Genomic DNA, 12,742 nt, shown 5'->3' on the forward strand with positions numbered 1-12,742 from the left:
AAGAAATCGATATGTTCATGACAGTGTATCAGCGAACGTCACGATCGCGATCATTGGTTGTTGTGCTTGATGAGCGTGGTACAGAGGTGGCATTGCGCTGCTGATAACTGCGCTTTTCCCGTTGAAGATTACGCTGTGATTGCCGCAACTGTTGCTGTTGCAGTGACCGCTCGCCATGCGAGGTAGTCTGCGGGTTGCGCAGGCTGGATTTCTGACGGTTGATGCTGGATTCATTGGACTGAATACGGGAGTGTTGCTGAGCGCGCTCGAAGCGTTGTTGTGCTTCACTGCCGGCGCGCTCCTGGGATGCGGCAACACCCTGAGCCATGCCTGCTGCCAGCATCAGACCGACAGACAAGGATAGAAGACCAATGCGATGTTGACGCATGCTGACGCTCCTCTGATCGGGCACGGCTCATTCAACCAGGGGGTTAGCCTGCCTTGCGGGCCAGGCCGGCACGATGGAGTTGAAACTCTTCGACCATGGCAAGTTCGTAGGCCGCCTGACGAAACTCCTGCATGGTGCAGATATAGTGTCCATTAGGACAGTGTAGTTCGTGATGGCCTGAAGTATGCCCAGGCCATGAAAGCGGGACATTGCATTCAGGACAACGCGGGCCACCGCGGGAAGCAGTAGTTGGGTTCATGACATTTCCCTTGTCAGTTTGGATAGCAATTACATGATGACGGTCACCAAAGGCATTCCTTGCCCTTGATGCGCTGCGGACTCTAGCACACTGTAGCGGTCTGTACAGGCTTACTTATATTGATAAATAGGCGAGAAATGTCTCAATTTAAGGCTGGAGTAATAACCCGGGGTTGTTGAAAGGAGAGTCGTCATCAGAGTTGAAATGAAATATCGGTCACGATTTTCAAGATTAATTCAAAAGTCATGGAACCAATCCTGACCATCACGGTCAGAGATAGTGCAAGACATCCTTCTGGGTTTCTTTGCCCCTCACCTTGAGGGGCTTTTCTTTGCCCGGAATTCACAGGATGACGGCGGATATGTCTGTGCCAATTGACTGTGGCGATGCAATGCGTACAATACGCCGCACTCGCGGGAGTGGTGGAATTGGTAGACACGCTGGATTTAGGTTCCAGTGCCGCAAGGCGTGAGAGTTCGAGTCTCTCCTTCCGCACCATTTGTTATTGCCTCTGTTGTTATTCCCCCTTTATATAGTCATCAATAGTCATCAAGACCTGTTGTCCGTGATCGGCACGCTATCAGGCATCGCCCGCTCCTGAGTAATACAGTCAGAAAACGGGCATGGACATGCGCGCCAGTCTCTCTTTCTTTTAAAAGCCTTCAGCTTACTGATCCTGCTCCTGTTGATTAAGTTCCTCACAGGCAGCTTTCGCGGCGTCTTCCGTCGTATAGGTCGATATTTCCATTTTTGTCCCTTCCAGAAATACGACAAATCCTTCGACGTGATCGTTCTCACCCGTGGAGGTGAATTCTCCTGCTTTGGCATATTGATAACGATAAGGCATGGATGCCTCCAGTGAATTGATGCTAGTGGGTGTGCTGTCATAAAAATCAGGGCAACAGCTTCTGTCACGCCATGCCCGTACTGTTGCATTTGCAGTCGTTTCACTGCATCCGCTCAACGCCACGTTTGGGTCTGTCAGCGGCATGCATCACTTGATAACGCCTGTAATGAAACACCCGGCCATGGGCCGGGCGCCCTCCGGTGCTCTACTGTCATCATTACATATCGTTGTCCTGTTCCACGTCCGAGGCGCTGGGATTGCTTGAATCCTCGCGATTGAGCAGGTCGCACTGCATCCTTGCTTCGTTTTCAGAGGCAAAGATGCCTGACTGATCACCGGTTTCTTCGTCGTAGACGATAAAGCTCTGATCGGTTTCAGCTGCAGCAGTCGCATCCAGTGCATCCTGTGAAGCCGGTTTATAGGCGTAAGTCATGGCATGACCCTCAGTAGATGACCTTTTCAATGTAGCGCCGCGAAGCCTGTGTCGATGATGTCCAATGGTCCTGTCTCCTGAGACAGACAATCGAGGAGTCAGTGTTCACTAATCCATGTTTCATCGAATGTGACCGGCAGGTGCGGGTGGCAGGGCAGTGTTTAGTGCAGGCCATATCTGCCGATAGCCTTTTGATACTGTCAAAAAGGCTTCGCATGACAATCAGCTCAGGATACCCACTGCTGGTAAAAGGCAGACGTCTTGTTGAAAGGCTTGATCGCACCCTTGCCTGGAGCATGCCGGGATACTGCAGCTTTTGTCTGGCGGGCACTGCAGGCAACAGACCCTGGTGTGAGCCTTGCTTCAGGGCGTTGTCATGGCATACCAGTGCCTGCCCGCTGTGCAGTGAGCCACGGCCGGCTTCGGTGTCGGGGAGTATGCCCTGTGGTTATTGTCTGAGGCAGCGACCGAATTTCGATGACAGCTGGGTGCCCTTTCTCTATGAAGGCGAGATTGCGCAGCTGATTCAGCGCTTCAAGTTCCGGGCCGAGCGCCGCGCTGGCCAGGTTCTTTTGCAGCTCATGCTGCAGGCACTTGAGCTACGTCATGGCCCTCTCCCTGTGCAGGCCATTGTCACGGCGGATCTTCATGTCAGGCGCGCACGAGAGCGTGGGTTTGATCAGACCCTGTGGCTGGGCAGGCGCATGGCTCGCGCGCTTGATCTGCCGCTGTATCGCGCCACGCGACTTCGCCTGACGCCAACGCAACGAGGGCTATCGCGCGCTGCCCGACAACGTAACGTCCGGCGCATCTATCATGTGCGCTCACCGCTGCCGGATGCTGTGTTGCTGCTGGATGATGTCATGACCACTGGTGCCACGCTTGAGGCGCTCTCTCGTGCCTGCCGCGAGCAGGGCGCCCGTCATGTCACTGTCTGTGCGCTTGCCCGTACCCCGGCGGCACGCGCAATCTGATAGCATGGCGCCTTCAGACGCGGAGGTTGTTATGGTGGCTCATCCCTTTGAACAGCTGGACCCGGCGCGCATTGTGGCGGCCATAGAAGCGCAGGGCTTTTACACCGAAGGCGAGCCCTTTGCGCTGAACAGCTATGAAAATCGGGTCTTTCTCTGGCGCGATGACGAAAACCAGCGCTTTATCGTCAAGTTTTACCGCCCGGACCGACTCGAAGATGCCGCCATCCTGGAGGAGCATGCCTTCGTCGATGAGCTTGATAGGGCGGGCTGCCCGGTCAACCGGCTCTGGCGAAACGACCAGGGCGATACGCTGCTACAGCATGACGGTTTTCGCCTGGCGATCTTTTATTTCGTCCCGGGTCAGGCGCCGGAGCTGGACAGTCCCGAGCACCTTTTTGCGCTGGGCGGCACGATTGGACAAATGCATGCCATCGCCCGGCGCAAACCCTTTACACATCGCGCCATACTGCGACCACACGCCATCGCGCACGAGAGTCTTGAAAGCATTCGTACCAGTCACTGGCTCAACGCACGTCAGCGTCGCGCCCATGAGCAGATCAGTCAGGCCCTGCTGGACATGCTGCCCGAAAAGGCCTGGCCCGATGATGCCTTTCAGCGTGTGCATGGCGACTGCCATCTGGGCAATATTCTGGGGCGGGAAAGTCATTTCTCGCTGGTGGATTTTGATGACTGCGTCATGGCCCCGGCCGTTCAGGACCTCTGGATGCTCCTGACCGGAGAGGATGAGCCCACCTGGCAGGCACAGCTGGCGGAACTGGTCGAGGGTTACGAAGAGCACTGCCCGCTGGACCGGCGCCAGCTGGGATGGATCGAACAGCTACGAACGCTTCGTCTGGTACGTTATAGTGCCTGGCTGGTGGAACGCTGGAGTGATCCGGCCTTTCCGCGGGCCTTCCCCTGGCTTGCCAGTGAAAATTACTGGGATCAGCACATCAGAACCCTTGAACAGCAACGTGTTGCGCTGTCGTCACCCCGCTGGCTGGCCTGATGCAGTGCCGGCACAATTTCCGGATTGACCGGAAATGAAACACGACACGGTGTCCGACCGGGCACTGGATATACCCGAAACGCAGGAAAGAAACATGAGTCAGGAGATGGAAAACCATTATCGCGAGATCCTTTCTGCTCTGGGTGAAAACCCCGAGCGTGAAGGACTTCAGGACACGCCGGCACGGGCGGCCAAGGCCATGCAGTTTCTGACAAATGGCTATCAGCAAAGCCTTGGCGATATCGTCAACGACGCCGTGTTTTCATCGGATACCGATGAGATGGTGATCGTGAAGGACATCGAACTCTATTCGATGTGCGAACATCATATGCTGCCCTTTATCGGCAAGTGTCATATCGGTTATCTCCCCCGCGGCAAGGTGCTGGGGCTTTCCAAGTTTGCCCGGATCGTGGACATGTATGCCCGTCGCCTGCAGATTCAGGAAGAGCTGACGCGCCAGATTGCCAATGCCGTACTCGATGCCACCGATGCTCGTGGCGTGGGCGTCATTGTCGAGGCGCGCCACATGTGCATGATGATGCGCGGCGTACAAAAACAGAATTCCAGCATGAAAACCTCGGTCATGCTGGGCGATTTCCGTGAGAACCTGCCCACACGTCAGGAGTTTCTGACGCTCGTCTACAACTGATGGCCATACGCTGCTGCCTTGCTGGTCAGCCCTGACCAGAGGCGGTGGCGGTTCTTTTGTTCCCTGTCTTCAGTCCAGAGGCATGTCCTATGCTTGGTACATATCCCGAGTGCCTCAGGGGCGCCAAGCCGACAGGAGAACGACATGGATACGTTGAACGACAAAAGCCTTTACAGACCCTTTGCCTATATCGACGGTAACTGGGTAGCGGCCGACAGCGGTGAGCAGATCGAGGTCGATAACCCTGCCACGGGTGAGATCATTGCCCGCGTCCCGCGTCTGGGAGCCGTCGAGGCCCAGCGTGCCATCGAGGCGGCTCATGCGGCCTTCCCTGACTGGCGCAGCCGTACTGCACTTGAGCGTGCTGACATCCTGTATCGCTGGTATGAGCTGATGATCGAGCACAAGCGCGATCTCGGCAGAATCATGACCCTTGAGCAGGGCAAGCCTGTCGCCGAGGCCGAAGGTGAAATTGTCTACGCGGCCAGCTTCATGCGCTGGTTCGCCGAAGAGGCGCGACGTGTCTATGGGGATACCATTCCCGGAGCGAAGGACAATCAGCGCATTATGGTGCTCAAACAGCCGGTGGGTGTGGTGGGTGCCATTACCCCATGGAACTTTCCCTCATCAATGATTACCCGCAAGGCAGCGGCCGCGCTGGCCTCGGGCTGTCCGATTGTCATCAAGCCGGCCGGCCAGACGCCACTGTCAGCCACGGCGCTGGCAGTACTGGCCGAGCGTGCCGGAGTGCCACGTGGTGTATTCAATGTGCTGCCGGGCAGCGCCAGTGAGATTGGCAAGGCCATGACCGAATCAAGCCTGGTGCGCAAGATCACTTTCACCGGTTCAACCGAAGTCGGGCGCAAGCTGATGTCCCAGGCCTCGACCCACATTCAGAAGATTTCACTGGAGCTTGGCGGCAACGCGCCCTTTATCGTGTTTGACGACGCCGACCTTGATGCAGCGGTTGCCGGCGCCATGGCGTCCAAGTTTCGCAACGCAGGGCAGACCTGCATCTGTACCAATCGCTTTCTGGTGCAGTCAGGCGTGATCAATGCCTTTTGCGAAAAGATGGCAGCGGCCATGAATGCTGATCTGGTCGTGGGCGATGGCATGCAGGACGGTATCAATATTGGCCCCATGATCAATGAAGAGGCGGTCAACAAGGTGCATGAGCACGTTCAGGATGCCATCGACAAGGGCGCCGAGCTCATGATCGGCGGTCATCAGCACACGCTGGGAGGCCGTTTTTATCAGCCTACCCTGATCAATGGTGCGGATGCATCGATGAAGGTGGCCTGCGAGGAGACGTTTGGACCATTGGCGGCCGTTTTCCCCTTTGACGATGAAGCGCAGGCGATCAGCATGGCCAACGATACCGAGTTTGGTCTGGCTGCTTATTTCTACACGCGCGACGCCGGGCGTATCTGGCGTGTGGGCGAGGCACTTGAATACGGTATTGTGGGGGTCAATGAAGGTCTTGTTTCCAACGCAGCAGCGCCGTTTGGTGGCATGAAGGAGTCCGGGCTGGGACGTGAAGGCTCGCGCTACGGGCTGGAAGAATATATGGAAACGAAATATTTGTGCATGACGATCCAGTAATCAGTACTTGCGCCTGATCCTCGCATGGGCCATCAAAAAACCCCGCCATGGCGGGGTTTTGCGCACGTTGATGATCAGAACTCATCACGTCGATTGTTCAGGGTGCTCAGGAGCACATGCCAGGCGTGGCGTGTGCCGGTGTGAACCACCAGCTCTGCTCACTGGCGTAGCCATAGGTACCGGCAGTAGTCACGATGGTGATCGCGACAGCGACGGTGATTTTCTTGATGGTCAATCCCTTGAGAGACAGTGCCTTCCACATGCGGTTTTACTCCGGACAATTTTTTTAATTTTTTGCCATTGCAGGTCACTGCTGCCGACGCTGCCCGGGCAACGCATTATTGCCTGCAGCAATGTCTGGACACTATGCCGTTTGGATTAAGAAACATTTCAGGAGGGAATTATTTTTGCCCGGGTCAATACACATCAATTGCGGGTACATGATCGGCATGCCATGGCTTTTGAACGAGACAATGTGATGAGCTGATCCGGCCTTGATCAAGCAGCAATAAAAAGGCCACCATCTCGCGATGGCGGCCTTTTTTGATGGTCAGGGCGCAGATTTAGTGCCTGAAATGGCGCATGCCGGTAAAGACCATGGCCATGCCGGCGTCATCGGCGGCCTGAATGACTTCCTCGTCACGCATCGAGCCACCGGGCTGGATCACCGCCGTAATACCCGCCGCCGCGGCGTTGTCGATGCCATCACGGAAGGGGAAGAAGGCATCAGACGCCATGACGCTGCCTTTTACTTCAAGGCCTGCATGATCTGCCTTGATGGCCGCAATGCGCGCGGAGTTGACACGGCTCATCTGACCGGCACCCACGCCGACCGTCTGGCCGTTGCGAGCGTAGACAATGGCGTTGGATTTCACGTATTTGGCCACTTTCCAGGCAAACAACAGGTCGTCAAGCTCTTCGCTGGAAGGCGCACGCTGTGTGACCGTGCGAAGTTCCTCGGCCGTGATCATGCCATCATCACGTGACTGCACAAGAAGACCACCGGTGACCCGCTTGTAGTCAAAGCTTTCAGGGGTACTTTCAGGCCAGGCGCCGCATTCCAGTAGCCGCACATTTTTCTTGTCGGCCACTGCCTGGCGAGCTGCATCGCTGATGGTGGGTGCGATAATGACTTCAACAAACTGGCGCTCGACGATGGCGGCCGCTGTCTCGCCATCGAGTTCACGGTTGAAGGCGATGATGCCGCCAAAGGCGGATTCGCTGTCGGTGGCGAAGGCAAGCTCATAGGCGCTCTTGAGCTGGCCGTCACGACTGATGCCCACACCACAGGGGTTGGCATGCTTGACGATGACGCAGGCCGGGGCGTCAAACGTCTTGACGCATTCAAGTGCGGCGTCGGTATCTGCCACGTTGTTATAGGACAGTTCCTTGCCCTGCAGCTGTACGGCGCTGGCGACACTGCCCGGTGCCGGCTCGCGCTCGGTATAAAAGGCTGCCTGCTGATGCGGGTTCTCACCGTAGCGCATCTGCTGGCGCTTGTGGAACTGGGTCGACCAGGTGCGGGGCAGGGCAGCAGTATCGCTGTCATTGCTTTCGACGATGCCACCCAGATAGCTGGCAATGGCGGCGTCATAACCTGCCGTATGCTCAAAGGCCTTGACGGCCAGATCAAAGCGCAGGGTGTCATTAGTGCCCTGGTCTGCGCCTTCCAGCGCTTCAAGCACGCGGGTGTAATCGGCCGGGTCTACCACGATGGTGGTGTAGGCATGATTCTTGGCGCAGGCGCGCACCATGGTGGGCCCGCCGATATCGATGTTCTCGATGGCGCGCTCAAGTGTGCAGTCCGGATTGGCAATGGTCTCCTCGAAGGGGTAGAGGTTAACCACCACCATGTCGATCGGCGCGATGTCGTGCTCGGCCATGACGTCATCGTCCTGGCCGCGGCGGCCCAGAATGCCCCCGTGAATGCGTGGATGCAGGGTCTTGACCCGGCCATCCATGATTTCGGGGAATCCCGTATGCTCGGAGACTTCGGTGACGGCAATCCCCTGCTCGTTCAACAGACGCCATGTACCGCCGGTAGACAGAATCTCAACGCCAAGCGAGGCGAGGCGGCGGGCGAAGTCCACAATGCCTTCCTTGTCGGAGACACTGATCAGGGCGCGGCGAATCGGCAGGCAGGCGTGAGGCATTGCAGTCTCTTCTTGATGAGTCATGGGATTTCCGTGGCAGGCAGTAAGCTTGTCGCGCGCGATCAACGTATCAGGCTCAGATCAGGTCGTACTGTTTGAGCTTTTTGCGCAGTGTCCCGCGATTAAGACCCAGCATCTGTGATGCCTGGGTCTGGTTACCGCGGGTATGGTTCATGACCGAGCGCAGAAGCGGCGCTTCCACCTCGGCCATGACCATGTTGTAAAGGTCGGTCACGTTTTCGCCATCAAGATGGGAAAAATAAAGCGACATGGCCTGATCGACCGCTTCGCGCAGCGTGCGCGACTGAGACGGATGCTGGTGAAGCTGAATGGGGCTTTCACCCTGGTGATCAGGCAATGGATGACTACTCATGCGGCACGCGTTCCATCTATAGGGGCGAACGGAGAATTTTCGGCGAAAAGCGCTTTCAGGTAGCGCTGCTGTTCATCGCAGCCTTCAAGCGTATTGAACTCGCGGCGCCAGTGTTCGCCATGCTCGGCACCGGCGAGATACCAGCCAATATGCTTGCGGGCGATGCGCACGCCCATATGTTCGCCGTACAGCGCATAAAGGGCTTCCAGATGGCGGGTCATGACCTCGGCACGCTCAAGGGCGGTCGGCGCTGCGAGCAGACTGCCATTTTCAAGGTAGTGCTCGATCTCGCGAAAGATCCATGGATTCCCCTGGGCAGCACGGCCAACCATGACTGCATCGGCGCCGGTATAGGCCAGCACCTGACGCGCCTTTTCGGGCCCATCAATATCGCCGTTGGCAAAGACCGGTATGGAAAGCCTTGATTTGATCAGGGCGATGGTGTCGTACTCGGCATACCCCTGGTAGCGCTGCTCACGGGTGCGCCCGTGAACGCTCAGTGCTGCAATGCCGGCCGACTCCGCCATGCGTGCAATGTTGAGCGCGTTGCGGGTTTTATCACACCAACCCGTGCGTATCTTGAGTGTCACGGGGATATCCACGGCACTGACAACCCGCTCAAGGATATCGGCGACCAGCGCTTCATCACGCATCAGAGCGGAGCCCGCAGCCTTGTTGCAGACCTTCTTGGCCGGGCAGCCCATGTTGATATCGATGATCTCGGCACCGTTGTCGGCGTTGATGCGGGCAGCGTCTGCCAGCATGGCGGCATCGCCACCGGCGATCTGCACCGAGCGCGGGCCGGGTTCGCCAGTATGATCCAGTCGCAGTCGCGATTTGGGCGTATGCCATAGCCGCTTGTCGGCGGTCACCATTTCAGAGACCACCAGGCCTGCGCCCAGCGTTCTGCAAAGCTGGCGAAAGGGGCGATCGGTAATTCCCGCCATGGGCGCAAGAATCACACGCCCGGCCAGCCGGTGGGGGCCGATACAGGGCAGTCCGCTAACCATTGAAAGCTTTATCCGGAAAAGGGGAGGATATGATAGCGACCTGAACGCCGATCTTGAAGGGCCAGGTCGCGTTGCTACGCCGAAAGAACGGTTCTCAGGTGGCGTTGCCGGGATGATAGCCTTCCACGCAAACCCAGCCCTCGCGCTCGCGGGGCTCGTTCATGTAAAGCCCTTGACTACGATAGGCCTCGAGAATGTCTTCTGCCTGATGCGACAGAATGCCCGAGAGTGCCAGGCGCCCGCCCGGTGCGACATGGCCTGCAATCATCGGCGCAAGTTCCACCAGCGGCCCGGCCAGAATATTGGCCACGACCACTTCAAATCGATCCTTCGGTGCCTGCTCCGGCAGATAAAGATCAAGGTCCTGCTCGGCAATATTGTTGCGTCCGGCATTGTCCCGGCTGGCCAGCAGGGCCTGCGGGTCAATATCGGTGCCGACAGCGTGGGCGGCCCCGAGCTTGAGGGCGGCAATGGCCAGAATGCCCGAACCACAGCCAATATCGATCAGACGCTTTTGGTCAAGCTCGCCGGCCACGGCCAGCTCGTCGAGCCACTGCAGACACAGGGCGGTGGTCGGGTGAGTGCCGGTGCCAAAGGCCAGCCCCGGGTCGAGCATCAGATTGACCGCATCGATCTCCGGCGGATCGAACCAGCTGGGCACGATCCATAGACGCTGACCCATTTTCATGGGTTCAAAGCCGTCCATCCATTCGCGGCTCCAGTCGCGATCCTCGAGAATTTCATATTCGATCTCGGGACAGGGATCATCGCTGGAAACGCTTGCCCAGTGCTCGCGCACCCGCGCGATCATGTCGCTGACGCCTTCAAGGTCGTCGTAAAGACCGGTCAATACGGTCTGATTCCACAGCGGCGTAGTGCCACGTTCAGGCTCAAATACCGGGTCATCGACGGCGTCTTCAAGCGTAATGGCCTGAGCACCTTCGTTGGTCAAGAGTTCTTCGAGCAGCTCGGCGTGTTCCGGCGCAATATGCGCCCTGAGTTGAAGCCAGGCCATAAGGCCTCCTGCAAACCGGGTGAAAGGCAGTCGGACTGCCCTAAAAGCGTCAGGGGGCGATGCGATCGCCCCCTGACGGGTCCTGAGTATCAATACGCTATCCGGCGGGTGTCAGTGCAGACCCAGCTTGTTTTCCAGATAGTGAATATTGACCCCGCCACGCTGGAATTCGCCATCGCGGACCAAATCCTTTTGCAGATCGATATTGGTCTTGATGCCTTCTACCAGCAGCTCATCGAGCGCGTTCTGCATGCGGGTCAGCGCGCTTTCACGGTTTTCGCCCCAGGTGATCAGCTTGCCGATCAGCGAGTCGTAATTGGGCGGCACCGTATAGCCGGTATAAAGATGCGAATCCATGCGCACACCCAGACCGCCGGGAGCGTGATAGAAACTGATCTTGCCGGGAGAGGGCATGAAGGTGCGTGAATCCTCGGCATTGATACGACACTCAAAGGCGTGCCCGTTAAGCACCACATCTTCCTGTCGAATCGACAGGGGAATGCCGGAGGCAATCTTGAGCTGCTCCTTGACGATGTCAACACCGGTGACCATCTCGGTGACCGGGTGCTCCACCTGGACACGGGTATTCATCTCGATGAAGAAGAACTCGCCGTTTTCGTACAGGAACTCGAAGGTGCCCGCACCGCGGTAACCGATTTCAAGACAGGCATCGACACAGGCCTTGAGTACGTGTGCACGTGCCTGTTCATCGATATGTGGCGCCGGCGCTTCCTCGAGAACCTTCTGGTGACGGCGCTGCAGTGAGCAGTCACGATCATAAAGGTGAATGGCGTTGCCCTGACCGTCGGCCAGTACCTGAACCTCAACGTGGCGAGGACGTTCCAGATACTTCTCCATGTAGACGACATCGCTGCCGAAGGCGGCGTTGGCTTCCGATTTGGTGACTGCTACGGCCGATACCAGCTGAGACTCTTCACGCACTACGCGCATGCCGCGACCACCGCCGCCGGCAGCGGCCTTGATCATGACCGGAAAACCGATGCGTCGACCGATTTCCAGTACTTCGGCCTCGTCGTCGGGCAGCGGACCGTCGGAGCCTGGCACCGTGGGGACACCCGCCTTTTTCATGGACTCGATGGCCGAGACCTTGTCACCCATCAGGCGAATGACATCCGCCGTCGGTCCGACAAAGACAAAGCCCGAGCGTTCGACCTGTTCGGCGAAATTGGCGTTTTCCGAGAGAAAGCCATAGCCGGGATGGATGGCGGTGGCATCTGTCACTTCGGCAGCGGAAATCAGGGCCGGAATGTTCAGATAGGAGGCCGGCGAGGGCGCCGGACCAATACATACCGCTTCATCGGCAAGACGTACATGGATCAGATCACGGTCGGCCTTTGAATGAACGGCCACCGTTCTGATACCGAGCTCCTTGCAGGCGCGCAGTATGCGTAGTGCGATTTCGCCGCGATTGGCGATCAGTACCTTTTCCAGCATGCTGAAAATCCTGTCAGACAATGATGATCATGGGCTGGTCAAATTCAACCGGCTCGCCATCTTCAACAAGGATGGCATCGATCACGCCGTCCTTGTCTGCTTCGATCTGGTTCATCATCTTCATGGCTTCAACGATGCAGATGGTGTCACCCTTTCTGACGGTCTGGCCGATCTCGACGAATGACTTGGCACCCGGTGCCGGCGCACGGTAGAACGTGCCTACCATGGGTGAGAGTACCTGGTGCCCGCTGGGCATGGCGGGTGCGGCTTCATCACTTGCTGCTGCTGATGCAACGCCGGAAACACCCTGCTGGGGCTGCGCCTGAGCCTGGGGGTAATAACCCATCGGCGCCTGCGGCATCATCATCTGGCCCTGCTGGCCGGGCAGATTGCGACTAATGCGGACGGACTCCTCGCCTTCCTGAATCTCGATTTCGCTGATGTTGGATTCTTCCAGCAGCTCGATGAGCTTCTTGACCTTGCGAATGTCCATGACAATACCTGTTGATCGATCGAGCCTTGGTCAGTGCAAGGCACGGGAAAGTAAACTTGGTTATCAGGCAGTAAATGCACCT

At 57.4% G+C, this 12,742-nt stretch carries 14 protein-coding genes and 1 tRNA gene; 5 read left to right on the forward strand and 10 right to left on the reverse strand.

Going from position 1 to position 12,742, the window contains the following annotated elements:
• Window positions 1-28: 28 nt before the first annotated feature.
• Window positions 29-388, reverse strand: coding sequence for a hypothetical protein (locus IE123_RS03880; RefSeq protein WP_189515258.1), 360 nt, complete (start codon window positions 386-388; stop codon window positions 29-31).
• 672 nt (window positions 389-1,060) lie between these two features.
• Here IE123_RS03880 and IE123_RS03885 point away from each other — a divergent pair.
• Window positions 1,061-1,145 (forward strand) — tRNA-Leu (locus tag IE123_RS03885).
• A 169-nt stretch (window positions 1,146-1,314) separates the two neighbouring features.
• Here the strand turns inward: IE123_RS03885 and IE123_RS03890 are convergent.
• Both IE123_RS03890 and IE123_RS03895 read right to left on the reverse strand, forming a co-directional pair.
• Entirely contained in the window at window positions 1,315-1,494 is a 180-nt protein-coding gene (locus IE123_RS03890; protein WP_189515260.1) for a hypothetical protein, read from the reverse strand.
• 217 nt (window positions 1,495-1,711) lie between these two features.
• On the reverse strand, window positions 1,712-1,927 hold the full coding sequence (locus IE123_RS03895; RefSeq protein WP_189515262.1) for a hypothetical protein: 216 nt from the start codon (window positions 1,925-1,927) through the stop codon (window positions 1,712-1,714).
• Between the two features lie 437 nt (window positions 1,928-2,364).
• On the opposite strand from IE123_RS03895, the gene IE123_RS03900 reads away from it, so the two are divergent.
• The 4 genes from IE123_RS03900 to IE123_RS03915 all read left to right on the forward strand — a co-directional run bounded on the left by IE123_RS03900 (window position 2,365) and on the right by IE123_RS03915 (window position 6,161).
• Complete coding sequence (locus IE123_RS03900) at window positions 2,365-2,901, forward strand: ComF family protein (protein ID WP_229819573.1); 537 nt, start codon at window positions 2,365-2,367, stop codon at window positions 2,899-2,901.
• Window positions 2,902-2,935: 34 nt separating this feature from the next.
• Window positions 2,936-3,910 carry a serine/threonine protein kinase gene (locus IE123_RS03905; RefSeq protein WP_189515897.1) on the forward strand — a complete coding sequence of 325 codons (975 nt, stop codon included), beginning with the start codon at window positions 2,936-2,938 and terminating at the stop codon, window positions 3,908-3,910.
• Window positions 3,911-4,004: 94 nt separating this feature from the next.
• A complete protein-coding gene (folE, locus tag IE123_RS03910) occupies window positions 4,005-4,559 on the forward strand; it encodes a GTP cyclohydrolase I FolE (RefSeq protein ID WP_229819574.1) in 555 nt (184 codons plus the stop codon).
• 144 nt (window positions 4,560-4,703) lie between these two features.
• Window positions 4,704-6,161 carry an NAD-dependent succinate-semialdehyde dehydrogenase gene (locus IE123_RS03915; RefSeq protein ID WP_189515266.1) on the forward strand — a complete coding sequence of 486 codons (1,458 nt, stop codon included), beginning with the start codon at window positions 4,704-4,706 and terminating at the stop codon, window positions 6,159-6,161.
• 106 nt (window positions 6,162-6,267) lie between these two features.
• Here the strand turns inward: IE123_RS03915 and IE123_RS03920 are convergent, their stop codons facing one another.
• The 7 genes from IE123_RS03920 to accB form a co-directional block, all read right to left on the reverse strand.
• The gene (locus tag IE123_RS03920) at window positions 6,268-6,423 is read right to left on the reverse strand and encodes a hypothetical protein (protein WP_189515268.1); all 156 of its coding nucleotides are present in this window, start codon (window positions 6,421-6,423) and stop codon (window positions 6,268-6,270) included.
• A gap of 301 nt (window positions 6,424-6,724) precedes the next feature.
• On the reverse strand, window positions 6,725-8,338 hold the full coding sequence (gene purH / locus IE123_RS03925) for a bifunctional phosphoribosylaminoimidazolecarboxamide formyltransferase/IMP cyclohydrolase (RefSeq protein WP_229819575.1): 1,614 nt from the start codon (window positions 8,336-8,338) through the stop codon (window positions 6,725-6,727).
• Window positions 8,339-8,390: 52 nt separating this feature from the next.
• Complete coding sequence (fis, locus tag IE123_RS03930) at window positions 8,391-8,687, reverse strand: DNA-binding transcriptional regulator Fis (protein ID WP_229819576.1); 297 nt, start codon at window positions 8,685-8,687, stop codon at window positions 8,391-8,393.
• A complete protein-coding gene (gene dusB, locus IE123_RS03935) occupies window positions 8,684-9,697 on the reverse strand; it encodes a tRNA dihydrouridine synthase DusB (protein WP_189515270.1) in 1,014 nt (337 codons plus the stop codon). The genes fis and dusB overlap by 4 nt, the downstream gene beginning before the upstream one ends.
• A gap of 94 nt (window positions 9,698-9,791) precedes the next feature.
• On the reverse strand, window positions 9,792-10,712 hold the full coding sequence (gene prmA, locus IE123_RS03940; RefSeq protein ID WP_189515272.1) for a 50S ribosomal protein L11 methyltransferase: 921 nt from the start codon (window positions 10,710-10,712) through the stop codon (window positions 9,792-9,794).
• Between the two features lie 111 nt (window positions 10,713-10,823).
• Complete coding sequence (accC, locus tag IE123_RS03945; protein WP_189515274.1) at window positions 10,824-12,167, reverse strand: acetyl-CoA carboxylase biotin carboxylase subunit; 1,344 nt, start codon at window positions 12,165-12,167, stop codon at window positions 10,824-10,826.
• Between the two features lie 13 nt (window positions 12,168-12,180).
• Complete coding sequence (gene accB / locus IE123_RS03950; RefSeq protein WP_189515276.1) at window positions 12,181-12,660, reverse strand: acetyl-CoA carboxylase biotin carboxyl carrier protein; 480 nt, start codon at window positions 12,658-12,660, stop codon at window positions 12,181-12,183.
• Window positions 12,661-12,742: the final 82 nt, after the last annotated feature.

This window comes from Kushneria pakistanensis, assembly GCF_014652795.1.
GTDB lineage: Bacteria > Pseudomonadota > Gammaproteobacteria > Pseudomonadales > Halomonadaceae > Kushneria > Kushneria pakistanensis.